The 26,260-nt window shown below is 51.4% G+C and carries 20 protein-coding genes; 8 read left to right on the top strand and 12 right to left on the bottom strand.

From position 1 onward, the window contains the following. Positions 1–53 precede the first annotated feature (53 nt). Positions 54–653 (top strand): RDD family protein, encoded by a 600-nt coding sequence (locus JHU38_RS06565; protein WP_107581430.1) that lies wholly within the window; start codon positions 54–56, stop codon positions 651–653. On the opposite strand, the gene lgt is transcribed toward JHU38_RS06565, so the two are convergent. From lgt to polA, 5 genes are all read right to left on the bottom strand, one after another. Continuing rightward, complete coding sequence (lgt, locus tag JHU38_RS06560) at positions 635–1,489, bottom strand: prolipoprotein diacylglyceryl transferase (protein WP_107581431.1); 855 nt, start codon at positions 1,487–1,489, stop codon at positions 635–637. The genes JHU38_RS06565 and lgt overlap by 19 nt on opposite strands. 20 nt (positions 1,490–1,509) lie before the next feature. After that, entirely contained in the window at positions 1,510–1,905 is a 396-nt protein-coding gene (locus JHU38_RS06555; RefSeq protein WP_107581432.1) for a four helix bundle protein, read from the bottom strand. Between the two features lie 121 nt (positions 1,906–2,026). Further along, the gene (gene ychF, locus JHU38_RS06550) at positions 2,027–3,130 is read right to left on the bottom strand and encodes a redox-regulated ATPase YchF (protein WP_021590791.1); all 1,104 of its coding nucleotides are present in this window, start codon (positions 3,128–3,130) and stop codon (positions 2,027–2,029) included. A gap of 170 nt (positions 3,131–3,300) precedes the next feature. Continuing rightward, positions 3,301–4,296, bottom strand: a complete 996-nt coding sequence (locus JHU38_RS06545; RefSeq protein ID WP_107581433.1) for an alpha/beta hydrolase — start codon at positions 4,294–4,296, stop codon at positions 3,301–3,303. A 131-nt stretch (positions 4,297–4,427) separates the two neighbouring features. Next, positions 4,428–7,190, bottom strand: coding sequence for a DNA polymerase I (gene polA / locus JHU38_RS06540; protein ID WP_107581434.1), 2,763 nt, complete (start codon positions 7,188–7,190; stop codon positions 4,428–4,430). An 89-nt stretch (positions 7,191–7,279) separates the two neighbouring features. Between polA and JHU38_RS06535 the strand changes: the two genes are divergently transcribed. After that, positions 7,280–8,257, top strand: a complete 978-nt coding sequence (locus JHU38_RS06535) for a polyprenyl synthetase family protein (RefSeq protein ID WP_107581435.1) — start codon at positions 7,280–7,282, stop codon at positions 8,255–8,257. Positions 8,258–9,149: 892 nt separating this feature from the next. Here the strand turns inward: JHU38_RS06535 and JHU38_RS06530 are convergent. From JHU38_RS06530 to mnmG, 7 genes are all read right to left on the bottom strand, one after another. Continuing rightward, positions 9,150–10,493, bottom strand: a complete 1,344-nt coding sequence (locus JHU38_RS06530) for an IS4 family transposase (RefSeq protein WP_255414281.1) — start codon at positions 10,491–10,493, stop codon at positions 9,150–9,152. A gap of 194 nt (positions 10,494–10,687) precedes the next feature. Beyond that, positions 10,688–11,629: a deoxyribose-phosphate aldolase gene (deoC, locus tag JHU38_RS06525; RefSeq protein WP_107581436.1), complete on the bottom strand. Its 942-nt coding sequence runs from the start codon at positions 11,627–11,629 to the stop codon at positions 10,688–10,690. 7 nt (positions 11,630–11,636) lie between these two features. Next, complete coding sequence (locus JHU38_RS06520; protein ID WP_107581437.1) at positions 11,637–11,963, bottom strand: nucleotide pyrophosphohydrolase; 327 nt, start codon at positions 11,961–11,963, stop codon at positions 11,637–11,639. Between the two features lie 93 nt (positions 11,964–12,056). Then, positions 12,057–12,509, bottom strand: a complete 453-nt coding sequence (dtd, locus tag JHU38_RS06515; RefSeq protein WP_107581438.1) for a D-aminoacyl-tRNA deacylase — start codon at positions 12,507–12,509, stop codon at positions 12,057–12,059. A 40-nt stretch (positions 12,510–12,549) separates the two neighbouring features. Further along, positions 12,550–14,394, bottom strand: a complete 1,845-nt coding sequence (gene uvrC, locus JHU38_RS06510) for an excinuclease ABC subunit UvrC (protein ID WP_107581439.1) — start codon at positions 14,392–14,394, stop codon at positions 12,550–12,552. A gap of 120 nt (positions 14,395–14,514) precedes the next feature. Next, the gene (locus tag JHU38_RS06505) at positions 14,515–15,045 is read right to left on the bottom strand and encodes an adenine phosphoribosyltransferase (RefSeq protein ID WP_107581440.1); all 531 of its coding nucleotides are present in this window, start codon (positions 15,043–15,045) and stop codon (positions 14,515–14,517) included. A 423-nt stretch (positions 15,046–15,468) separates the two neighbouring features. Then, complete coding sequence (mnmG, locus tag JHU38_RS06500) at positions 15,469–17,340, bottom strand: tRNA uridine-5-carboxymethylaminomethyl(34) synthesis enzyme MnmG (protein ID WP_107581441.1); 1,872 nt, start codon at positions 17,338–17,340, stop codon at positions 15,469–15,471. 232 nt (positions 17,341–17,572) lie between these two features. Between mnmG and JHU38_RS06495 the strand changes: the two genes are divergently transcribed. From JHU38_RS06495 to JHU38_RS06470, 6 genes are all read left to right on the top strand, one after another. Next, positions 17,573–18,259 (top strand): succinate dehydrogenase/fumarate reductase cytochrome b subunit, encoded by a 687-nt coding sequence (locus tag JHU38_RS06495; RefSeq protein ID WP_107581442.1) that lies wholly within the window; start codon positions 17,573–17,575, stop codon positions 18,257–18,259. A 66-nt stretch (positions 18,260–18,325) separates the two neighbouring features. Continuing rightward, complete coding sequence (locus JHU38_RS06490) at positions 18,326–20,308, top strand: fumarate reductase/succinate dehydrogenase flavoprotein subunit (protein ID WP_107581443.1); 1,983 nt, start codon at positions 18,326–18,328, stop codon at positions 20,306–20,308. A gap of 4 nt (positions 20,309–20,312) precedes the next feature. Continuing rightward, entirely contained in the window at positions 20,313–21,071 is a 759-nt protein-coding gene (locus JHU38_RS06485; protein WP_107581444.1) for a succinate dehydrogenase/fumarate reductase iron-sulfur subunit, read from the top strand. A gap of 271 nt (positions 21,072–21,342) precedes the next feature. Next, positions 21,343–23,973, top strand: coding sequence for a TonB-dependent receptor (locus tag JHU38_RS06480; protein ID WP_232369863.1), 2,631 nt, complete (start codon positions 21,343–21,345; stop codon positions 23,971–23,973). Positions 23,974–24,029: 56 nt separating this feature from the next. Further along, positions 24,030–24,995, top strand: coding sequence for a DUF4249 domain-containing protein (locus JHU38_RS06475; RefSeq protein ID WP_107581445.1), 966 nt, complete (start codon positions 24,030–24,032; stop codon positions 24,993–24,995). A gap of 2 nt (positions 24,996–24,997) precedes the next feature. After that, positions 24,998–25,765: a FecR family protein gene (locus JHU38_RS06470; protein WP_107581446.1), complete on the top strand. Its 768-nt coding sequence runs from the start codon at positions 24,998–25,000 to the stop codon at positions 25,763–25,765. The last annotated feature ends 495 nt before the right edge of the window (positions 25,766–26,260 follow it).

The raw sequence follows: 26,260 nt of genomic DNA, 5'->3' as shown, positions 1-26,260 counted from the left end.
GAGCACAAAAGTAAAGAAATTTCCTTACATTTGCAACAGAAACCAATCAATAAATGGCCGAATCCAATATTATTACCGGACAGTTTGTCCACATCAGCCAGTCGCCCGCCAGCTTTGGCGAGCGTCTGTTGGCCCAGCTGATCGATCTCTTTCTACTTTTTTGCTATGTCTCAGGTCTCACGTTGCTGATCGAAAGGGTGAGTTTTCCGGGTCTTGGCAGCGGTTATTTCCTCGTGCTGTGCGTCTATCTGCCGGCCCTGTTCTATCCGTTGCTCATGGAAGTGTTCAACCATGGGCAGAGCGTGGGCAAGCTGGTGATGCGCCTGCGGGTGGTGAAGAAAGACGGCACGATGGTTATCCGCTTAGGCAACTACCGTAAGGTCAAGGTATCGCTCGACGAGTTCGCCCATCTCGACCCTCATTATCAGCCTGTCTATCCGGAGGCCGAGAACCTCTCGCTCAACCAGTTGGACGTTATCCGGCGCACCCTCGACTCCGACGACGGACCCGACCGCGACCGCCGCATTGCCGCCTTGGCCCGTAAGGTGCGCGAGCTGCTGGAGATTCCGGCTACCGACGGAACGGCCGACGAGCAGTTGCTGCGTGTCGTCGAGCGCGACGGACGGGGATTAGGTCATCGCTTCATGCAGTAAATGCCCAAGAGGACGAAGGGAATGGAGAGCAGCTGACCCATGTTGAGGAACATGCCCTGCTCGAAGTCCACCTGCACGTCCTTGGTCCACTCGATGACGAAGCGGAAGGCGAAGATGAGCGTGATGCAGAGACCGAAATAGAAGCCTTGGCCCACAGGACGCTTCGCCCGACGGTAGAAGTACCAGCCCACGAAGAAGAAGCAGGCGTAGGCCAGAGCCTCGTAGAGTTGGCCGGGATGGCGTGGCTGTTGGTCGACACGTTCGAAGATGAAAGCCCAAGGTACATCGGTCACCTTGCCGATAATCTCGCTGTTCATGAGGTTTCCCAGACGGATAAAGCAGGCTGTAATGGGGGTGGCGATGGCGATGTTGTCGAGCACCGTCCATAGTTTGACACCCATCTGGCGGCTATAAAGCACGAGCGCCAGCATGAGACCGAGCGTTCCTCCGTGCGAAGCCAGCCCTTCGTAGCCCACAAATCGCCACGAACCGTTGGGCATGTGGTGGATGGGAAGAATCATTTCGATGGCGTGATCCCACGACGTGAGGAAGTAGTCGGGCTGATAGAACAGGCAGTGACCAAGGCGGGCGCCGATGAGTATGCCCAGAAAACAATACATAAAGAGCGGGTCGAAGACGTTTTCTTCTACCTTTTTACCGTTTTTCATGATGGTGCGCGTGGTTATCCGCTGGTCGCTGAATAGCCATTTCACCATGAAATACGCGCCCACCAAGCCGATGAGCCAGCATGTTGAATACCAACGTATGCCCCAAGATCCTATATGAAAGATGTAGGTATCGGGGTTCCAAAGGATGAAAAGTTGTTGTGGTGTCATGTTGTTGTGATGAATGGTTTCTATTTGTTATTTAATTTTGCGAGGGAAGAGTCTCCGTTCTTGATGATGGAGAAACGAAGCGCTGAAAGCATGCGTGCGATGATTTCTATTTGTTGCGTCAATTTGTTGAAACTATTTTCATGAAGATACTGTAGGTCTTTGGCAACATCAAGTTGGCATGAAACTTCCATCAATGATCCGTATGCAATCTCTATGAAATGTGCTTTCTCTTTAGAAGAAACTCTCCCAAAGCCCTCCGCTATATTTGAAGGAATGGAGATGACGGCTCGTCGTAGTTGGTCGCAAAGCGCAAACTTTTCTTCTTTAGGAAACAAAGAAAGCTGTTGGTACACTGCTGTTACCAATTCCTTGGAATATTGATAAACCTCAAGTTTCTTGTAATAAAAATAGTCCATTTGGGTTGTTGTGGTGTGGGGTTGTGATTTAGGTTGTGGTGGTGTTGGGTTGTGAGGATGAATAATTACTTACTCAAAACAAAATATTCATCCTCACAACCCAACACCACCACAACCCAAATCACACATTAAACCTGAAGTGCATGATGTCGCCGTCCTGCACGACATATTCCTTGCCCTCGATACCGAGCTTGCCGGCTTCGCGCACGGCTGCTTCCGAACCATATTGGATGTAATCGGCGTACTTGATGACTTCGGCACGGATGAAACCTTTCTCGAAATCGGTGTGGATGACGCCGGCACACTGCGGAGCTTTCCAGCCTTTATGATAGGTCCAGGCCTTCACTTCCATCTCGCCGGCAGTGATAAAGGTCTCCAGATTGAGCAGAGCGTAGGCCTTTTTGATGAGGCGATTGACGCCACTCTCCGTTAGTCCCAGCTCTTCGAGGAACATTTGCTTGTCCTCGTAGGTCTCGAGCGAGGCAATATCTTCCTCGGTTTTGGCGGCAATCGTCATGGCCTCGGCGCCTTCGCGGGCAGCAATTTCTTCTACTTTACGGCTGTATTCATTACCCGATTTGGCACTGGTTTCGTCGACATTGCAGACGTAGAGCACGGGTTTGGTGGTGAGAAGGAACAGGTCGTGAGCCGCCTGTTGCTCCTCTTTGCTTTCAAAAGTTACCTCGCGGGCATTGCGTCCCTGCTCCAATACCTCTTTATAAGCCTCGAGTACCGTCACCATTAGTTTGGCATCCTTGTTGCCGGCGGCCGCTGCCTTCTGCTGTTTGGCCAGTTGCGCGTCGATGGTTTCGAGGTCTTTGAGCTGCAGTTCGGTGTCGATGATTTCCTTATCGGCCACCGGATCTACGGCCATGCCGCCCTCGCGCACGATATTATCATCGTCGAAGCAGCGGATGACATGGATAATGGCGTCGCACTCACGGATGTTTCCTAGGAATTTATTGCCCAAACCTTCGCCCTTGCTCGCACCTTTCACGAGGCCGGCGATGTCGACAATCTCGCAGGTGGCAGGCACGATGCGACCCGGATGCACGATTTCGGCCAACTTATTGAGACGCTCGTCGGGCACGCTGATGACGCCCAGATTGGGTTCTATCGTACAAAAAGGGAAGTTGGCCGACTGCGCTTTGGCACTCGACAAACAGTTGAATAATGTAGACTTGCCCACGTTGGGGAGTCCCACAATACCACATTTTAAAGCCATAATCTTGTTGAAATGTTTATAAGAAACTGTCCTTGCCGGACAGTAAATGATTGATATTCTTTAAATAATGCTGCAAAAGTACACAAAAAACATGAATAGGCCTATCTTTTAAGGGAAAGACTCGTCGGCCGGACTGCCCTGATCGTGCCATCCGAACCCATCAGAATCAATCAGATAGCCTTTTCTACAAACTCTTTTACGCGCCTGCTGTATTCCTTTTTGTGGTCTCGATAGCTGCGGGCGTGCTTCGAACCGGGTGCTATCCACAATTGTTTCGGTGCCGGTTTGGCCCGGTAGAGGTCGTAAACCATGTGGGTGGGCACGAAGGTATCGTTGCTGCCGTGGATGAAGAGCATGGGTTTGCGACACCGGCGCACGGCGTCGATGGCCGCAAAGTCGCGGAAGTCCCAGCCGTTGCGCCATTCGCAGAGCATAGATGTGGTGTAGAGTAGGGGAAAAGCGGGCAGTGAGAATTGTTCCTTGAGCTGTCCTTCAAACTCGTTGAAGGTGCTGCTATAACCGCAGTCCTCCACGTAGGCGGCCACATAGCGCAGCGGCGCGTCGATAGAATCCTTGTTGCGACCGTCCAAATTCTGCTCGGGGAAGCCGCCGCTGAGCGTCATCACCGTGGCCGCACCCATCGAAACACCGTGCAGTATCTGGCGAGTGGCCGGCGAGGAACCTATCCACAGGCTGTCGGCATAGGCCATCCATCGCCGAACGAGCAACTGATCGTCGCCCGCTCCCATGTGCATGAAGTTGCGGGGGCTGCGTCCGCAGTCGTTAAGGTCGGGCAGAAGCAGGTTGAAACCCATGTCGGCATAGATTTTTCCAATCATAAGCATGGAGAGATGGCTATCGGTATAGCCGTGAACAAGGATGGCAACGCGGTTCGTCGGGTGTGGCGCGTTGACGCGAAGGGCATGATATCGTCCGCCCGGTCGCGTGAGCCACACGTCCTTCCAGCCGCCATTGCGTCGCAAACTGTCGAGCCACGGCTTCATCTCGGGGTAGCGTTGGCGCATGGCGTGATAGCTGTAGTTCATGCGGCGGCCCTTGTTGTTGGCAGGTTGCAGCGAATAGGCCAGCATGTAATGGCTGGCCGCCACGAGCAGACCGCCCAGACAAAGGAGGATGATCGACAGAATAAGGATGATTTTCTTCATGCGAAGTAAATTTTAGAAGGCCAATAGGCCCAGCCCAATGGACATGGCAGGTATCATTAGGCTCACCATCTGGCTTGCGCCAGTATCAATCCGGCAGGCACTCCCCTCCTTGGGAGGGGCGGGGGAGGCATTCAATGCGCCTCCAGCCAGTTCTTTCCCCAACCCGCGTCGGCCGTCAGCGGCACCCGCAGCTTGTAAGCTCCCTGCATCTCCTCCATGACGATGCGCTCGACGCGCTCCTTTTCCTCGGGCACGACGCTGAAGTTGAGTTCGTCATGCACCTGCAATATCATCTTGGAACGTATGCCTTCGGCCTTGAACCGCTGCCAGATGCGCACCATCGCCAGCTTGATGATGTCGGCCTCGCTGCCCTGGATGGGCGCGTTGATGGCGTTGCGCTCGGCAAAACCACGCACCGTGGCGTTGCGGCTGTTGATGTCGGGCAGGTAGCGGCGTCGGTGGAAAATCGTTTCGGCATATCCCTGGCGGCGCGCCTGCTCCTTGGCCTCCTCCATGTAGGCCCGCACCTTGGGGAAGGTGGCGAAGTAACCGTCTATCAACGCTCGGGCCTCGCCGTTCGGGATGTCCATGCGTTGCGCCAGCCCGAAGGTCGTTATGCCGTAGATAATGCCGAAGTTGGCCTGCTTGGCCTTCTTCCTTTCCTCGGAAGTGACGTCTCCGATGGCCTTGTGCCATATCTTGGCGGCTGTCGCGGCGTGGATGTCGAAGCCCTCGCGGAAGGCCTCTATCATCGCTTCGTCGCCCGAAAGGTGGGCCATGATGCGCAGTTCTATCTGACTGTAGTCGGCCGAGAAGAAGAGACAACCCGGCTCGGGGATGAAACATTTGCGTATTTCCTTGCCGTCGTCGTCGCGCACGGGGATGTTCTGCAGGTTGGGATCGCTCGACGAAAGGCGTCCCGTGGCTGTAACAGCCTGGTTGAACGACGTGTGGATATGGCCCGTGCGGGCGTTGATGAGCTTGGGAAGCGCGTCGACATAGGTACCGAGCAACTTCTTCAGTCCGCGATAGTCGAGGATGGCGGCGATGATGGGACTCTTCGCGCGCAGCTGTTGCAGCACCTCTTCCGACGTGACATACTGCCCAGTCTTCGTCTTCTTGGGCTTCTCCACAATCCGCATCTTGCCGAAGAGGATGTCGCCCACCTGCTTCGGACTGGAGATGTTAAACGATTCGCCGGCCAGTTCATAGATGCGTTGTTCGAGCTCCAGCAAGCGGTTGTTGAACGTTTCTGCAGTTTCGGCCAGTGCTTTCGTGTCGAGTACCACGCCCGAAAGTTCCATATCAGCCAGCACTTGGATGAGCGGCATCTCGATATTGTGGAACAATTCTTCCACGCCAAGCTCCTTCAGCTTAGGCTCCAGAATGTTCTTTAGCTTCAAAGTCACGTCGGCATCCTCAGCCGCGTATTCATAAATGTCGGTCGGAGCAAGGTCGCGCATCGACTTTTGACCACGTCCTTTGGGGCCGATCAGCTCTTCTATGTGGATCGTTTGGTAGTTCAGATAAATCTCTGCCAGGTAATCCATGTTGTGATGGAGCTCGGGTTGGATGAGATAATGAGCAATCATCGTATCGAAAAGCGGACCTCTGACTTCAACGTCGTAACGTCGTAGCACCTCGATGTCGTACTTGATGTTTTGCCCTACTTTCATGATTTCGGCGTTTTCGTAGAGCGGTTTGAATATATTGACGGTTTTTAAGGCTTCTTCACGATTAGCGGAAATGGGCACATAAATCGCCTTTCCTTCCTCCACACTGAAGCTCAAACCGACCAATTCTGCGTCGATTGCGTTCGTCGAAGTCGTTTCCGTGTCTAAACTGATAATTTCTTTTGTAAGAAAAAAGTCACAAAAACGACGCATTTCTTCCTCATTATCAACGAGTTGGTAGTCATGAGGGGTTGTTTTAAGGCTCAAATAGTCGGCTTTTTTTGCGACAACCGCCCCATCGTTCGTATTTTCCGCAAAGATATCAAGCTCTATATTTGCATTTTTTTGCTTTTGTTCGGGTTTGTTTAAGATTTTGTTTGTGAGCGTCTTAAACTCCAGTTCGGTGAAGATTTCGGCCAGTTTGTTCTCGTCGGGTGCTTCTACCTTCAAATCGTCGAACGTCACATCGAGTGGCACATCGGTTCGGATGGTCGCCAAGAATTTTGACATCTTGATGTCTTCGATGGCCCCTTCCACCTTCTCGCGCATTTTTCCTTTCAGTTGGTCGGTGTGGGCGAGGAGCTCTTCGGTAGAACCAAATTCATTGATGAGCTTCGCCGCTGTCTTTTCACCTACCCCCGGACAACCCGGAAAGTTATCGGCCGAGTCGCCCATGAGGGCCAACAGGTCGATGACCTGTGCCGGAGTGCTGATTCCATATTTCTCCTGAACCTCGTTCGGTCCTAACTTTTCGTAGCCGCCGCCATGTTGCGGACGATACATATATACGTTGTCGCGAATCAACTGGCCATAGTCCTTGTCGGGCGTGAGCATGTATGTCTCGATGCCTGCCTCACCGGCGCGCAGCGCCAGTGTGCCAATCACGTCGTCGGCTTCAAACCCATCGGCCTGTAGGATGGGGATGCGGAAGGCCCGCAGGATGTCTTTGATAATCGGAACGCTCAACTTGATGTCCTCGGGCGTTTCCTCGCGCTGTGCCTTGTAGGCCGGAAACGCTTCGTGGCGGAACGTCGAGCCGTGGTCAAAGGCCACGCCGATATGAGTGGGGTGCTCCTTGGTCATCACCTCGTGGAGCGTATTGACAAAGCCCATCACGGCCGAAGTGTTCAATCCTTTTGAATTGATGCGGGGTGATCGGATGAAAGCATAGTAGGAACGATAGATTAACGCATACGCGTCTAACAGGAATAATTTATCCATTCTGTTTTTTATTATTTGCCGTAAAATTAGTAAAAAACAATCACAATTACCGATTAATTCATTAATTTTGTGACAAATTACAAATTCGAATGGACTACCTTTCTCTTATTCAGCGGCCTATCCAAGCCGAATTGGCCGATTTCATCGCGTTGTTCCAAGCTTCATTAGACCATTCCGACGGTCTTCTGGCTCAGGCACTTGCGCACATCCGAGGCAAAGGTGGCAAGCGGATGCGCCCGATGCTGATTCTGTTGATGGCCCGCAACTTCGGTTCGGTGAGCAGTGTCACGCAGCATGCGGCCGTAGGTCTCGAGCTTTTGCACACCGCCAGCCTCGTACACGACGACGTGGTGGACGAGAGCAGTGAGCGACGGGGGCAGGCCAGTGTCAATGCCACGTATAATAATAAGGTTGCCGTGCTCGTTGGCGACTACATTCTCTCGACCGCTTTGCTCTATGTATCGCGTACCCATTCGGAAATTATCGTGCGTTATCTGGCCGAACTGGGTCGCACGCTGTCCGACGGTGAGATTCTGCAACTGTCGAACATTCAGAATCAGCAGATTTCAGAAGAAGCTTACTACGAAATTATCAAGCGCAAGACAGCCGCTTTATTTGAGTCGTGCGCGGCCATAGGCGCAGAGAGTGCCGGTGCCGAGCAGGAAGCGGTGGCCGCGGCAGCGCAGTTTGGCCAGAATTTGGGCATTATGTTCCAGATTCGCGACGATATTTTCGACTATTATGACGCCTCAGAAATCGGAAAACCCACAGGCAACGATATGACCGAAGGCAAACTGACGCTGCCCGTGATACATGCGCTCAACACCACCGGTGACGTCGACATGCTGGCGTTGGCCCGAAAGGTGAAGGCTCGCACGGTCAATCCCGATGAAATCGCCCGTCTTGTGGCTTTCACCAAGGCGCACGGCGGCATCGAATATGCCGAACAGCGTATGCGCGATTTCCACGCGGCCTGCATGCGTTTTGTCGATGAAAGAGTAGGGGATACGGCCATCAGAGAAGCGCTGACAGCCTATCTGGACTTCGTGATAGAGCGGAAGAGTTGAGCCTCCCGCCCCTCCCAAGGACTACTCTTTATACACATCTCGATTAACTTAAAATTTGTGATAAGAACTCTGTTGTTTGATGTTGAAATCATTGACTTTTCGAGATTATCTTACTTAAATTCTGTTTATAGCATACGCTATTTTTTAAAGAGTTTTTTGTTAAACAGAGATGTGTATAAAGAGTAGTCCCAAGGAGGGGAGTGCCTACGGACAGAAACGAATGACATTACCGATAGGAATCATCTGTTCCTTACTAAAAGACAACAGCGTGTCTGGGGATAGAAACTAACGACATTAATACAGATAAAACGAATGACATTAGCCACTCTCTTTGGCTAATGTCATTTCATTTAAGTCAATCTTTCAGGATATGATTTTTTGGAGAATGGTTTACAATTCATTGTAAACGTGGCTATATTTCCACATGCTTCTAACGATTGATTGGGTTTTATCAATCCCTCTTTCTAAGCCTTATATAAAACGAACAACGAACGGTTGGCGACAGTCATCGCTGACAACCTCAATCCAACATAAGGATGAAGTTTGTCAACCTCAAGCGTGTTTAAGAATAAAAGCTGTCAACTAATCCCGGTACACTACACCGTCTTTTTGTGTATACTAAGCGATGGTGGAATTACCACGCAGTGGTAATAATTTGGTAATTGCTCAAGCGTTACTGTTTTCATGATTTTTCATGCCCCGATAGGGGTTCAAACGGTAATCGCCACCAATCTCCTATTGAGAATTGGTGGCGATTTGTATTTGAAATACTATCCGTTTTTGTCCGTAGACACTCGCTCTCCTTGAAGCGTAGGGTGTTAGAAGCATTTCGTTTCTTTCCCCCTTGTATTTTCACAATTAGTTTCTGTCCGTAGGCCTCCCTCCTTTAGAGCTACTCTTTATACACATCTTTTAGGTTTGTATAGAAGGCTACTTGGTATTCAAATATCTGCAGTCCACTTTTTAGCGTAATATATCCGGGTCTGGTGTCCTTTCCCATATCACACCACCCTTGCAGTCTTGCAATGACCCATGCTGCCCATGGCAGAGATCCCTGTTTGAAGGGATTTCTGCCATCTTTTGCTTTCGGACTCTTGGCGTGTATCATCTTCATAAGCACATGCAGCACTGTTATCTGGACTTCAGTAAAGATGACTCCGGCCGGTACATCTTCCCTTTTCGTGTCATATGCCCTTTTGAGGGTCAGGCACTTAAGCGCCGCAAGAAAGGTCAGGGCGATTAGCTTCTTTGTGCTCCCGCCATCCTCCAACTGTACCTCCTCTATTCCAAAGCCCTTGGATTTTGTAACTCTGAAAAGCTCTTCGATAAGCCATCGGCATTTATACCATTCTATACATTGCACAGCCTGGGCGAGGTTGACGACTTCATGCGAGGTCAGCAAGCGCCATTCCACCGGTTCCTCGCCTGCCGGAACAGAGTCGGCACGCTCGATGACATGTACGCAGTAAACCTCCGGCTTTTCCCTGCCGTCAGCCCCTTCGCCCGAGGCATGGAGGGAAACGGGCAGGAAGCGCACCTCCATGACTGCCGTCCGGTTTTCGCGGCCTTTACGCCCGGGAAGGGAAAAGCGATATTCCCCCATCGGCTTGGACTTGCCCAAGAGTTCCGTAAGTCTGCCTGAGTACCCTGCCGCATCCGCCATGCGGTCATGGCAGAAACGTATAAGAAAATCGCATCCGGCTCCCAAAGCCTCTTCCATGAAAGCATAGACGTCATTCTCACGGTCGCCCACAACGGTCTTGCGGACATCGTCCGGGATACACGCCACGCTTTCCTTTGCCGCCAGCGCCCAGCGATAGGACTCCTTGTCCTTGTAAGGCAAGGCGGAACGCCTGTTGCTCTTTTTCCTGCCCTCTATACGTTCGCGGTTCCATATCCTCAGGGAAGAGAAACCTATGGGCAGGCAGGACGAGGCGTCAACGAGCAGAGTGGGATGGACGAAGACGGAGTATTTCATCAAGGACGTCGTACCGTCCCCGAAGTCGGGGTCATCATCCGACAGACGCCCACAGATGTGATCGTATGAGAGTTCGGTCGTGTCCTGGAGGCATAGCACATGCTCATGACCCGAGCAGGCCTTGCCGGAGTATTGCCTGATTCTGTCTATCAGTTCTTCCATATCCCATCTTTTATTATGCAGGACCCTATAGGCCCCGATTTTGTCCGTATGGAGTTTAAAGCACCGGTTGATCACCGCACTTTGTTTTTCTACCATCTTGTTGAACAAACCGGCAACGCGCCGACCGATTCGAAGGTCTCTGCCAAGAGACTCAAAAATTTCAATTGTACATATACAAAAATACAAAAAATCAGCGATATATGCAAATATATCACTGATTATCAATGCTTTATAATGTTAAAAAGAAGTGTATAAAGAGTAGCCTTTAGAGGGGTTGGGAGAGGCTTTCATTAGAAGAATTTTATCTCTTTTCCTTCGATTTCGCTCAGCAGCAAATTGGCCAATCGGCTGGTACCGAGGCGGAACCACTTATTGGTGAGCCATTTTTCGCCGAGCACTTCCTTCACGATGGTGTAGTAGGCGAGGGCGTCATCGACCGTATTGATGCCACCGGCAGGCTTGAAACCGACCTGACGCCCCGTCTGATCGTAATATTCTTTCATGGCTTTGCACATCACGTAGGCGGCCTCTGGCGTCGCGCTTACTTTCTCTTTACCGGTTGAAGTCTTGATATAGTCGGCACCGGCGTACATCGAGAGGATGGAAGCCTTCTTGATATCGGCCGTATTGCGCAGGCAACCTGTCTCTAAAATCACCTTCATGGCCACGTCCTCACCGCACGCTTCCTTTAGTTCGCTGATGTCGTCGCACACGCCTTCGTAGTCGCCACAGAGGAATTTGCCCACGGGCATGACGATATCAATCTCGTCTGCGCCGTCTTTCACGGCCAGTGCGGTCTCGGCAACCTTCACTTCGATGAGCGCCTGAGACGAAGGGAAAGAGCCCGAAACGCAGGCGATGTTCACGCCTTCTACGTCGAGCGTGTTCTTTACGGCCGCCGCAAAGCAGGGATACACGCAGATGGTGGCCACGTGGGGCAGTTCCGGATAGTCGTTGTCAAAGCGATTCACCTTCTCCGTGAATGCCATCACGCTCTCGTCGTTGTCGGTATTCTTGAGGGTAGTGAGTTCGATGCTGCCGAAGAGGAATTTTTTGACTTCCAAATTGTTGTTTTCGGCCATTTTCTCGTCGAGCAACTGCTTCACTTCCGCAGCCACCTGCTCGTCATTGAGCGCGCAGTCATACTTGCTGAGCGTTTCTTCATACTTGTTTTCGCCGGCTTTCCGGCTTTTGTTCATGTCGTTCATTACGGTTTCTTTTATTGTTCCCATATTGTTATTATTGATTAAGTTTCGGATTATTACGGTGACGCGTGACGTCCCTTTTTGTTTTCTTTTCTATACTTTTCTGCAGTTCAGCGGTCAGATCTACGCCAGTTTGGTTGGCCAGACACAGCAGTACCCAGAGCACATCGGCCATTTCTTCGCCCAGATTGGGCTTTTCGCCGGCTTTAAAGCTCTGGTCGCCATAGGTGCGGGCCATGACACGGGCCAGTTCGCCCACCTCTTCTGTGAGGCAGGCCATGTTGGTGAGTTCGCTGAAATAGCGCACGCCGTAGGTCTTAATCCAGTTGTCTACGGCCGTTTGGGCTTCTTTTATGGTCATAGGTGGTGCGGTGTAGTGGTGTCAGGATGAATGGTTTGTTGCGATGATAGCTAATCCTCCCCTTGAGATGGGCGGTGTGGAGATTTCATAGGATTATTCTTTTCGCTTACTGTCCATCAATATCGTCACGGGACCATCGTTGAGCAACTCTACTTTCATGTCCGCGCCAAACTCACCCGTGCCCACAGGCTTGCCGATACCTTCAGAGAGGCGGGCGCAGAAGGCCTCGTAGAGGGGGATAGATGTCTCGTGGCGGGCCGCACGCAGCCAACTGGGGCGGTTGCCTTTCTTGTAACTGGCGAAAAGCGTGAACTGCGATACGACCAGCATATCGCCTCCTGCATCGAGGATGGAGCGGTTCATGACGCCGTTTTCATCATCGAAGATGCGTAGATTGATGACTTTATGGGCCATCCACTCCACGTCTTCCGGTCCGTCGGCTTCCTCAATGCCCACAAGGAGCAGCAGTCCGGGGCCGATGGCCGACTTCACTTGGCTGTCGATAGTGACAGAAGCGTGGCTTACACGTTGAATGACGATTCTCATATTTTTATTTAATGAATTGATTATCAAATAGATATAGATATTATTCCGTTACTTCCGGGCTTGTCCAATGCGCCTTCAGCAAGCGCGCTTTGGCCGCGCCGACCACTTCGGCCAGCCGTGTTTCGTCGGCTTCTTTCATGCGCTTGATGCTCTTAAAGGCCGCCATGAGGGCCTCACGGGCCTTGGGGCCAATGCCTTTGATATCGTCTAACTCACTGTGAATCTGATGTTTAGAACGCTTGTTGCGATGAAAGGCGATGGCGTAGCGGTGCACTTCGTCCTGAATATGCGTAAGCACGTGGAAGAGTTCGCTCTTGATGTCGAGCGCCACTACCTGCGGCGGGAAGCCAAAAAGGAGTTCGTTGGTGCGGTGGCGGTCGTCTTTGGCCAGTCCCGCAATGGGAATCGGCAGGTTCAATTCGCCTTCCACCACCTCGCGCACTACGTTCATCTGCCCAATACCACCATCCGTGATGATGAGATCGGGCAGGGGTGTTTGTTCCTCTATCATGCGACTGTAACGGCGACGCACCACCTCCTGCATCGAAGCGTAGTCGTCCGGCCCCGTCACCGTGCGGATATTGTACTTCCGATAGTCCTTTTTCGAGGGTTTCATGCCCTTGAAAACCACGCATCCTGCCACGGCATCGCTGCCCGAAATATTGCTGTTGTCGAAGCATTCTATCTGGTAGGGCAGCTTCGGTAAGCGCAATTTCTGCTGCAATTCCTTCATCAGTCGCGTCTGTTTCTGCTCCGGATTCAGCTTTTCGGCTTGCTTCAGGCGGTCGAATTTATACTGTTTTCCGTTCATTTCACTGAGGTCGAGCAGGTGTTTTTTATCCCCTCGCTGCGGAATGAAAAACTCCGCGTCCTTCAGTTTCCACGACATCTCCATCGGAACGATAATCTCCTTGGCCTTGCTATGAAAGCGTTCGCGAATTTCGGGAATCGCCGTGATCAGCAGTTCCTCGGCTGTTTCGTCCAGTTTACGCTTGTATTCAAAGGTGAAACTCTGGTTTACAGTACCGTTCTTAACGTGTATATAGTTGATATAAGCGTTTTTACAGCTGTCATCATCCACAATCGTGAAGACGTCGACATCATCAATCGTGTAGCTGACCACCTCACTTTTCGACACAAATTCGTCGAGTAGTACGTACTTCCGCTTTAATTCCTCTGCCTTCTCAAATTGCAGTAGCTCCGCGTTTTTCATCATTAAGTCGTAGAGCCACTTGCTTATCTGCCGTGTATTGCCTTTCAGAATCTCTCGTGCTTGCCGCATATTCTCCTGATAATCCTCATAACTCTGCTTGTTGATGCAGGGCGCGCCACAGTTTTTGATGTGATATTCGAGGCACGGTTTGTACTTACCTGCCGCTACCCCCTCCTTTGTGATAGGCTGCCGGCACGTGCGCGGCTTGTAGATCTTCTTGATAAGATCCAATACCGCGTACATGCTGGCGACGTGGGGATAAGGCCCGAAGTACGTTCCGAAGCGTTTGTTGATGGTGCGTGTCTTGAAAATGCGGGGGAAATACTCGTTCGTCACGCAGATGCTGGGATAGGTTTTGCCATCCTTCAGCAGCACGTTGTAACGTGGATTATACTTCTTAATCAGGCTGTTTTCGAGGAGTAGGGCATCTTCTTCCGTATTCACGACGGTGTAACTGATGTCATGAATCTTCGACACCAGCACTTTTGTCTTGAATCGGTCTACCTCTTTGCGGAAGTATGACGCGACTCTTCGTTTTAGATTCTTGGCTTTTCCTACATATATAATCACGTGTTCGCTATCATAAAACTGATAGCTGCCCGGCTTTTCAGGCATATTCAACACGATTTTCTTGAGAAAAGCCAGTCTTTTTTCGTTTTCTTCTTTGGTCAAAATACAGAGATTAAGAAACGTTTCACGTGGAACGTTGGCACGGGTGGTAGGTGTTGGATTGTAGGTATAAAGGGCTGATATAGCCGTCTTTAGCTACCTGTTGTCCAACACCATGTTGTTTTAAAATTGCAATAGCGATGTGATTTCTACATCCTTATTAAATGATTCACGGCTATGCGGAAATTCGCTGTTGAGTTCTATGATAAAGTTGGCGTACACCTTTTGGGGAGAGAACTTATGTACGAGGTCGCATGCCGCCTTCATGGTGCCTCCGGTAGCCAACAGGTCGTCGTGGAGCAGCACTACATCGTCTGAAGAAATGGCGTCTTTATGTATTTCGATGGTGTCGATGCCATATTCCTTCGCGTAACTCTCCTGTACGGTTTCGCACGGTAGCTTTCCGGGTTTCCGGCATAGCACAATGCCCGCGCCTAAGCGCGCTGCTACGGCCGATGACATGACGAAGCCGCGACTCTCGATACCTACAATCTTCGTGATTCCTTTGTCTTTGTAGAGTTCATACATCTCTTCGATAATCTCTTTCAGAGCATCCGGATTCTTAAATAGGGTGGTGACATCGCGGAAATTTACACCCTTAATCGGCCAATCTGGTATGCAACGCAGATTGTCGAGTAATACTTGTTTGTTCATCTTGTTTGTATTATGATGTTGATAATAACTTTTTAAATATGTATTATATATTTCTTAAGAACTGATCGCGCAGTGCCCGTAAACAAAGGGCTTCCCGGGGGCGTTGCAAAAGCATAGCTTTTACCTTGTAAAAGCAGCCCTTTTAGGAGGTCAAAGCATAGCTTTTAGCGTGTAAAAGCTATGCTTTTGCAAAGCCAACTCTATGCTTTTGATATACGGGCTTTGAATTCCGGTGTGACAGATGTGTCACGGGGGCGAATGATATGTAACCTTCGCGTTTTCCTTTAACGTTTAATAGCTTGGAAATCAATGCTTTATCTCGTTTAAGTTTCACGTGAAACATAGCTGTGTCGCTGGTGCAACGTTTGCCGCGTTGGTATGTCTGCGGGTAAGATGGTGTCGCTTTGGTGTGTTGTCGTTTCGTTATCTTCCGAGCAATACCAGTATAACGTTGATGTCGCTTGGACTGACACCGGGGATGCGGCTGGCTTCTGCCAAAGTCTCCGGCTGGATGCGTTCGAGCTTTTGTCGCCCTTCTGTGCTGATTTCGTGCAGTTCGCTATAATTGAAACGCCCCTTAATCTTGATGTTTTCGAGGCGATGCATTTTGTCGGCAATCATTCTTTCGCGTTCAATATAGCCCTGATACTTCATCTTTATCTCGGCAGCTTCGGCTATTTCTTCCTTTCTGTTTACGGGAGAATCGAGCTTTTCTCGCAGTGCCGGAATACTTTCGGCTAACTGTTTAAGCTCTATGTGTGGGCGCGCGATGATGTCGCTGAGCTTGCAGCCGGCACGAAGTGGGGTAGAACCCATTGCTTCGAGCGTGCTGTTTATTTCTGCCGGTTTAATCGGAAGTTGTTCGCAAAAATGAATGAGTTCATCGACAGCTTGCTTTTTCTGTAGCCACCAGTCGTAACGATCGCGTCCGGCGACTCCTAATTGATATGCTTTCTCGGTGAGACGGGCGTCTGCGTCGTCTTGTCGGAGTAAGATGCGATATTCCGCACGTGAAGTAAACATGCGGTAAGGTTCGTCCACACCTTTCGTGGTAAGGTCGTCGATGAGTACGCCGATATAGCTTTCGTCACGGTGCATTACGAAAGGTTCGCCGCCACCGCAACGGATGGCCGCGTTGACACCGGCCACCCAGCCCTGTCCTCCGGCCTCTTCGTAACCCGTAGTGCCGTTCACCTGTCCGGCAAAGAATACTCCGGGCACGATCTTTGATTCCAAAGAGTGGCGCAATTGGGTAGGGTCGAAGTAGTCGTATTCAATGGCGTAGCCCGGTCGATAGGCCTTGGCGTCGCGCAAAGCCGGTATCTTGTGGAGTGCATTGAGCTGTACTTCCATCGGCATACTCGATGAAAAGCCGTTTAAATACATTTCGTTGGTGTCCTCTCCCTCGGGTTCGAGGAAGAGCGGATGTTGGTCTTTATCGGGAAAAGTGACCAGTTTTGTTTCGATGGAAGGGCAGTAGCGTGGGCCGGTGCTCTGTATCTGACCGTTAAAAAGCGGCGAGTCGGTCAGTCCCGAGCGTAGTGTTTCGTGTACTTCGGCGTTGGTGTAGCATGTCCAACAGGGCAGTTGCTCCAACACGCGGTGTGGCCCCATGTAACTGAATTGGTGGAAGTCGATCTCGCCGGGTTGAACTTCCATATCTTCAAAGTGCACGCTTCGTCGGTCGATGCGTACGGGTGTACCCGTCTTCATGCGTGCGGCGGTGATTCCGTGGCGTGTGATGCTTTCGGAAAAGTGGTGCACGGCCGGTTCGGCGCAGCGTCCGCCTTCTACCATTCGATGGCCTACGTGCATCAGTCCGTTGAGGAATGTGCCTGCCGTGATGACGATACTCTTGGCGCGGAACTCCACGCCCCAGATGGTTCGTACGCCTACTGCTTCGCCGTTTTCGACGATGAGTTCGTCGGCTTGGTCTTGCCAGATGTCGAGTTTGTCAATGCGATCGAGCGTTTCGCGCCATTTCCAAATGAATTTTCCACGGTCGCATTGAGCGCGAGGGCTCCAAACGGCGGGCCCTTTACCCCGATTGAGCATGCGAAACTGTATGGCTGTGGCGTCTGTAATGTGTCCCATCTCACCGCCTAAGGCGTCAATCTCGCGCACAATCTGGCCTTTGGCAATGCCGCCTATGGCCGGGTTACAACTCATTTGTCCGATTTTGTTCATGTCCATTGTTATCAGGCACGTCTTGACACCCATGCGGGCTGCCGCTGCCGCTGCCTCGCAACCCGCGTGGCCACCACCGATAACAAGCACATCGTAGGAATACGTCATGTTAGGGATACTACTATTTTTTCGCAAAAGTAAGAAATTAAATTGAATTTTTATAAAATAGCTTTGAATTATCGGTTTATTATACTAAATTTGCAGACGACTTACGCGGGCGAAATACCTACTTTAAGGTATTGTGAAATGGTTTGAATGTAGTACTTGCTCGTGATTGTTTTATTTATTCCTGTCAGATTAGAACTTTTAAATTTTATAAATAATTAAAAATCAATCATTTATGTGGTTAATCAATTCATCTGTCGGTAGAAAGGTCGTGATGTCCGTAACAGGTCTTGCGCTTATTCTATTCTTGACGTTCCACGGTTGTATGAACGTAGTAGCGCTTTTCTCCGGAGAGGCTTACAACACGATTTGTGAATTGCTTGGCGCTAATTGGTATGCAGTTCTTGCAACTGTAGGCCTGGGCGCGCTGGCAGTTTGTCACATCGTTTACGCGTTTATCCTGACCGCTCAGAACCGTCGCGCCCGTGGTAGCGAGCGCTATGCTGTAACAGCGACACCTAAAGAAGTAGAGTGGGCCAGCCAGAACATGCTTGTGCTGGGTATCATCATCCTCTTGGGTATGCTGCTCCATCTCTTCAATTTCTGGTATAACATGATGTTTGCGGAGCTCACCGGCATGACGGTAGCGCACAGTCCGTCGGATGGTTTTGCCTTCATGCAGGACACATTCGCTAATCCTGTTTATGTGGTGCTCTATGTTATCTGGCTCGTTGCCATCTGGTTCCACCTCACACATGGTTTCTGGAGTGCTATGCAGACCTTCGGTTGGAGCGGTAAGACATGGCTCGACCGCTGGAAGATGATCGGTATGGTTTATTCAACCCTTCTCATGCTGGCCTTCCTCGTTGTTGTGTTGGCTTTCGCTTTCGGTTGCGCTCCCAGCCTCTGCTGCGCAATGTAATCCTTTAACAACATTCCTGTTGCCGTCGGTGATAAGCCGTCGGCCGTTATTAAAAATCTTAAAATTATGACTAAGACATTAAATTCCAGAATACCTGAAGGACCGGTGGCTGAGAAGTGGACCAACTACAAGGCTCACCAACGCTTGGTTAACCCAAAGAATAAATTGAAACTGGACGTCATTGTTGTCGGTACGGGTCTGGCCGGTGCATCGGCTGCCTCCACACTCGGTGAGATGGGCTTCAACGTCTTCAACTTCTGCATCCAAGACTCTCCACGCCGTGCGCACTCTATCGCCGCACAGGGTGGTATTAACGCCGCAAAGAACTATCAGAACGACGGCGACTCCGTATATCGTCTTTTCTATGACACCGTGAAAGGTGGTGACTACCGTGCTCGTGAGGCCAACGTTTATCGTCTGGCTGAGGTGAGTAACGATATCATCGACCAGTGCGTGGCTCAGGGCGTGCCTTTCGCACGTGAATATGGTGGCATGTTGGCCAACCGTTCGTTCGGTGGCGCACAGGTGAGCCGTACTTTCTATGCCAAGGGACAGACCGGTCAGCAGTTGCTGCTCGGTGCTTATTCTTCGTTGAGCGCGCAGGTACAGACCGGTAAGGTGAAGCTTTACACCCGTTACGAAATGGAAGACGTTGTGATCGTTGATGGTCACGCTCGTGGTATTATTGCCAAGAACCTCGTTACAGGTGAGCTCGAACGCTTCACGGCTAATGCCGTTGTAATCGCTACGGGTGGCTATGGTAATGCCTATTTCCTCTCTACCAACGCTATGGGTTGCAACTGTACAGCTGCTATTCAGGTATATCGCAAGGGCGCGATGTTCGCTAATCCTTGCTACGTTCAGATTCACCCGACCTGTATTCCTGTGCATGGCGACAAGCAGAGTAAGCTGACGCTGATGTCGGAATCACTCCGTAACGACGGCCGTATCTGGGTTCCCAAGAAGCTGGAAGACGCTAAGAAGTTGCAGAGTGGTGAAATCAAGGGCTCTGATATTCCAGAGGAAGATCGCGATTATTACTTGGAGCGCCGTTATCCGGCCTTCGGTAACCTTGTTCCTCGTGACGTTGCGTCGCGTGCTGCCAAGGAGCGTTGCGACAAAGGCTTCGGCGTAAACAACACCGGTTTGGCCGTATTCCTCGACTTCTCTGAGTCAATCAACCGCCTCGGTATCGATCAGATACTTCAGCGTTACGGCAACCTCTTTGATATGTATGAGGAGATTACCGACGTTAATCCGGGCGAATTGGCCAAGGAAATCAATGGCGTGAAATACTATAATCCGATGATGATCTTCCCCGCTATTCACTATACGATGGGCGGAATTTGGGTAGACTACGAGTTGCAGACCACTGTTCCCGGTCTCTTCGCTATCGGTGAGTGCAACTTCTCTGACCATGGAGCCAACCGTCTTGGTGCTTCCGCGTTGATGCAGGGTTTGGCCGACGGTTACTTCGTGTTGCCTTACACCATTCAGAACTACTTGGCCGACCAGGCTTTGTGGCCGAAGGTGGAAACCGATCGTCCCGAATTTGCCGAGGCAGAAGCCGGTGTGCAGAAGGAAATCGACCGCTTGATGGGTATTCAAGGCAAGCGTTCTGTAGACTCTCTCCACAAGGAACTGGGCCATATCATGTGGGAACACGTGGGTATGGGCCGTACCAAGGAAGGTTTGGAAAAGGGTTTGAAGCTTTTGAAAGAGCTGCGTGAGGAGTTCAATACGAACCTCTTCATTCCCGGAAGCAAGGAAGGATTGAACGTAGAGCTCGACAAGGCTATCCACTTGCGCGACTTCATCCTCATGGGTGAGCTTGTTGCTTACGATGCTCTGCACCGTGAGGAGAGCTGCGGAGGTCACTTCCGCGAGGAGCATCAGACGGAAGAAGGCGAAGCTAAGCGCGATGACGCAGGCTTCTTCTACGTAGGTTGCTGGGAGTATCAAGGCGATGACGCCAAGGCTCCTGAACTGGTGAAGGAACCTCTTGAGTATGAGGCTATCAAGGTACAAACACGTAACTATAAGAATTAACACTATGGCAAGATCAATTTCATTCTCAATAAAATACTGGAAGCAGAACGGTCCGAAGGATCAGGGCCATTTCGATACACACGAAATGAAGAATATTCCTGACGATACGTCCTTCCTCGAAATGCTCGACATCCTTAATGAGGAACTCATCGAGGCCGGTCAGGAACCTTTTGTATTTGATCACGACTGCCGTGAAGGTATCTGCGGCATGTGCTCACTTTACATTAACGGTACGCCCCACGGCAAAACAGAGCGCGGTGCTACCACCTGTCAACTCTATATGCGTCGCTTTAACGACGGCGATGTGATCACCGTAGAACCTTGGCGTTCGGCCGGTTTCCCCGTTATTAAGGACTGTATGGTAGACCGCACGGCCTTTGATAAGATCATTCAGGCCGGTGGTTACACCACTATTCGTACAGGTCAGGCACAGGATGCCAACGCTATCCTCATCCCGAAGGATAATGCCGACGAGGCTATGGACTGCGCTACGTGCATCGGTTGTGGCGCTTGCGTCGCTGCTTGTAAGAATGGTTCGGCCATGCTCTTCGTTAGTTCTAAGGTAAGTCAGCTGGCTTTGTTGCCACAGGGACGTCCTGAGGCTGCCAAACGTGCCAAGGCTATGATTGCCAAGATGGACGAACTGGGCTTCGGTAACTGCACCAACACGCGTGCTTGTGAAGCTGTATGCCCCAAGAACGAGTCTATCGCCAACATCGCGCGCCTGAACCGCGAGTTCATTTGCGCTAAGTTGAACGACTAATCACAACATTTTGACTCCATATAAGGGGTTTGAATATATGTAAAAAGGAGGGAAGTCCGCTCGGATTTCCCTCCTTTTTTGTTTCCACATGATAGCTATACCAAACAATCGCTACCTTTTTTTGTTTTCACATGATAGCTATACTAAACAATCGTTGCTCTTTTTTATTTTTACATGATTGATATATCAAACAACCGCTGCTATGGGGGATTTGTCGCATGCTTCCGTCATAAGGGTAGTGATACGCAATGAGAAAACAATTATACAATATATGCAAACCAAGATGATCCTGTTTTTGTGCGGTCTTTTGCTCTTCACGGCCCCGTTGCGGGCCAATACGCCGGAGGGCAGCCTGCAGAAACAAATGGAGTGGATTCATACCACCCACCATGTTGATTTCGTTTACAATGCCGAAGTCGTTGTTAATCAGTCCTATCAAGGCCCAACGTTGCGGGGACTGACGCTCGAGAAAGCACTGGCGACGCTCTTTCAGGGCACCGGTATCAGTTGGAGCCGCGATGGGCGTTATGTGATTCTGAAGCAGAGCAAAGCCACGAAGCCGTCCAATAAGCCCATTGACGCGCCCGTTCGCCAACGGCGGTTCACCATAAGCGGCTATGTGAAAGACACCGGCGGTGAGTCGCTCATCAATGCCACCGTCTATGACCTGACCACACGGCAGGGAACCACCACCAACGAATACGGTTTCTATTCCATCACTCTGCCCGAAGGCCGCCATCGGTTGCGACTTTCCTATTTAGGTTTTGAGGAACACGAGGAAGCCATCCACCTTACCGCCGACCGCCGCATGGACATCTCTCTGCAGGAGCGCAACAATCTGGCCGAAGTCGTTGTCACGGGCGATATGAACTCGCCGTTGCTCAACACGCAGACAGGCAAGCGCACCTTCTCACAGAAGGACATTAAGACCGAGTTTTCGCTGCTCTCGTCGCCCGACGTGGTGAAAACCGTGCAGCGCACCAGCGGTGTGGCCGAGGGAGTAGAGCTTGCCAGCGGCCTGTATGTGCACGGTGGCAACAACGACGAGAATCTTTTCCTGCTCGACGGCACACCCCTCTACCAAATCAATCATTCGATGGGCCTCTTCTCCTCGTTCAATGCCGACGTCGTTAAGAACGTCGACTTCTATAAAAGCGGCTTCCCCGCCCGTTACGGCGGCCGTCTGTCGAGCGTGATGGATGTGCGCACGGCCGACGGCGACCTGCAACACTACCACGGCAGCTACCGCATCGGACTGCTCGACGGTAGCCTTCAACTCGAAGGCCCTATTCAACGGGGCAAGACCAGTTTCAATTTGGGCCTGCGTCGCTCGTGGCTCGACCTGATTACGACGCCCGTTTTCGCCATAATCAACCGCTCAAACAAGGAAGATAAAATCAATATCAACTACAATTTTCACGATCTCAACGCGAAGATAGTCCATCTGTTCAGCGATCGTTCACGCCTGTCGCTCAGCACCTATTGGGGCCGCGACCATCTTTTTACAAAAGGCGAGTCGCTGTGGGGCAGCAACACAGCCATTGATCGCGACGTGATTGAAAACCGTTTCAACTGGGGCAACTTCAATATGGCCCTCGATTGGAACTACGTTTTCTCACCAAAGCTCTTTGCCAACTTCACCGGCGTCTACACCTACAACCTCTCGCGCTTCAATACGCTCTACGATTACACCTACAAAAACGGCAAAGAATCTACCGTTTCGCACTCCGAGCACGGCTATCACTCCACCATCAACGACGTGGGTTATCGCATGGCCTTCGACTACCGACCCCTGCCGAGCCATCATCTGCGCTTCGGTCACGACCTCACCTACCACTGGTTTCGCCCCCAAACCTTCTCATCGCTTACCTATTTCGGTTCCGACACGAAGGCCGACACGCTGAAACTGCAGGGCAAGAACCACCATGGCACGCTCGAACTCAATGCCTATGTGGAGGACGAATGGACCTTAAACGACCACTGGAGCGTAGACTTCGGCGCCAATCTGTCGCTCTTCGACACCCGCCTCAAGCAGTTCTTCCGCGTCGATCCGCGCGTGGCCATGAAGTATCAGGCCGGTCAGCGTCTCTCGTTCAAGGCCAGTTACACCATGATGACGCAGTTTGTGCACAAGATTTCCAATTCTTATATCGACCTGCCCACCGACTACTGGGTGCCCACCACCGAACGACTCCATCCCATGCGCAGCGGTCAGCTGGCCGTGGGTGCCTACTATCAGCCCACCCGTCACTGGCTGTTGTCGCTCGAAGGGTATTACAAGGAGTCCAACCGTCTGTTGCAATACGCCAACTGGCTGGGCTTGGAGCCGCCCGCCGATGCCTGGGACACGAAGGTTTCCGAAGGTCGGGGCCGCTTCTATGGTGTCGAAGCCGACGCGCGTTACCAAGACAAGCGACTCAAGATAGACGCCGCCTACACGCTGTCGTGGAACCGCCGCCGTTTCGACGACTTCTTTCCCGAATGGTATTACGACAAGTTCGACAACCGACATAAGTTCAATATCACGATGCGTTGCCGTCTTTCAAAGGGCACCCACTTCTATGCGGGCTGGATTTATCGCACGGGCAACCGCATGACAGCGCCCACGCAGTATGCCGATATGCCCGACTTGGGCGAAGGTCGTTCGCAGGGCTTCGTCTACGAGCGGCCCAACAACATCGTCCTGCCTGCCTATCATCGCCTCGATTTGGGCTTCGACATCCATCACAAGACCAAGCGGGGCCGCGAGCGCGTATGGAACTGGAGTATTTACAATGCCTACTGCCACTTCAACACGCTGTTTGTCAATGTGAAATACGATGAAACGACGGGCCGCATCCGGGCCAAAGCCAAAGGCTATATCCCCATTATCCCCTCGTTCAGCTATACGATTAAGTTTTAAACGCAGCGCGTTTCCGCCCTTTTTATATAAGTGTCGCGCGTTCAAAGAATAAGAAAATGATGAAAAAGAAAAGAATATACGGGCTTGTGGCCTTCTTATCGGCCCTCCTTTTAACAGGTTGTCACGACCGTTTTGATATCGACCAACTGCGTTCTGCCGGCAAGTTAGTGGTCTATTGCATGCCGGCTGCCGGCGACACCACGCTCATCCGTGTGACAAGCAGCCTGCCCGTGGGCAGCAAGAAGAGCAGTCCGCCCGTCACCGACGCCACGATCGACTACCGTCTTAATGGCCAATCGCAGCAGGTAGAGAATCTGGGGGCGGGCAACTACCGTGTGATCGTGCGTCAGAAGGGCGGCGACGAGGTGAAACTCGGTGTCAGTGCCACCGGATTTGTCGGCGTATCGGCTGCCACCCACATTCCGTTACCCGTTGTGGTGGGCGACTTTAGCTGCGAGAAAATCCGCATCTACGACACGTATGACCAAGCCGTGCAGGACGAATTGCAGCTGCGCGTCACCTTCACCGACCCCGCCGAGACCCACGATTACTATGCCGTGCGCGCCATGCGCTTCTCTATGAGGAAGGAGAAAGTGTGGTATGGGGCCGACTGGGGCTTCTATACCACGCGGGAGGTGGCCGAATACAAATATGTTTCCATCCATAGCGACAGCGAACCCGTGCTAAAGAATCTCTCAAGTATCGACTATGACTATGGCTTCAGCGACACGCCCTATCAGCACATGTACCTCTTCGACGACCGCCTCATAAACGGACAGACCTACACATTGCGGCTCAACACTCCATATTACAGTCTTTCCGACTCCATGGCCGTCGAACTCTATCGGCTTACTCCCGAGTATTATCACTTCCTCAAGTCGATCAGCGACGCCGACAACAACGAGCTGGCCAAGGTAGGACTGGCTGTTATCGCGCCCACTTACAGCAACGTCAAGGGCGGCATCGGCTATGTAGGAGGCTATTATCGTCAACGAACCCCATGGATTAAACCCAATCAATAACAATGAAATTCGTACTACATCATTACCGGCCCGGTCGTTTCGACCCCCGCAAAGGCTACGAACGCTTTGCCCGTAGCCAGTCGTTACCCGTTCGTCGTCGGCTGTGGCCCGTCTGGGTTGCCGCCGCCATCGTCGCCTTAGTGGCCTTCGGTGCCTATGGGTGGTTCAAAACGCGACTCACCACCTTGTCGGCCGACACCGTGGCCCGCACCTATACGTTGGCCGACAGCACGCGTGTGGTGCTTGCCCCCGGTGCTTCCATCTCGTGGCGGGGCAGCTACGATCGCCAAGTCAGCATGACGGGCCGCGCCTATTTTGAAATACGCCACGACGACCGCCACCCGTTCACCGTCGTTGGCACGCATTTTCTCGTCTCCGACCTCGGCACCCGGTTTGAGATCGTCGACGGAGTGGGGCAGACGCGCGTGCTTGTTACCGAGGGCGCCGTGCGCTTTGCCGGTGCCCAGTCGCGTCAGAGCGTTGAGCTTCGGCAGGGAATGGAAGCCGTTTTGAAGCACAACGAGGCTTGTCCTCGCCTGTTGGCAACCCCCAATACGAACCATGCGGTCTGGGCCACCCATCGTTTCCACTTCGACCGCACGCCCCTTCGCCGTGTCCTTGACGACCTCGAAGCGTACTATGACGTGCGATTGCGCACGACCGCTCCCGACCAATTGCTCACCGGTGACTTCACGGCCGATTCGCTGCAAACGTTGATAAAGGTGATAGAGCAGGCCATGGACGTGGAAATAGAAGTCCACCCTTTATGAAATTTTCGTACAAACCGCTCGTTTATTTTGCGTCAGGATTTTTTTGGTCGCAAATAAGCCAAGCATTTGAGCAGTTGTTAAAATTCTGACAAACTACTGATAACCAATCATTTGCAAGAGAAGGCCCGCTTCTTGCACGTCAAAAACGGCCCAAAACACTGGAAAAATCACCTCAAAGCAGCCCTTTTATCCGCTCAAAGCATAACTTTGACATGCTAAAAGGGCTGCTTTGAGCATGTAAAAGCATAGCTTTTAGCGTGTAAAAGCAGCCCTTTTACCTCGAAAATGACATCGCATGGGGGGTGAAAACGCCTTTTCGTCCCTGTTTTTCTCTCTAATTGAAGATTTTTTATCGCCTGTTTTTATGATAAAAGAATTACATTTCTATCGCCAAGACATAGGGCGATTACCTCGATTCGGGACAAGGAAATTCTGATTTCACCCAATAGTGTCCTAAATATTTTTCAAAAAAGTGAAGGAAGTTGTTTTCACTAA

Origin of the sequence: Prevotella illustrans, from assembly GCF_017426725.1 — a bacterium.
GTDB classification, from domain to species: domain Bacteria; phylum Bacteroidota; class Bacteroidia; order Bacteroidales; family Bacteroidaceae; genus Prevotella; species Prevotella illustrans.
Note: the sequence above shows the minus strand (reverse complement) of the source record. Positions and strands in the feature narration are given on the sequence as shown.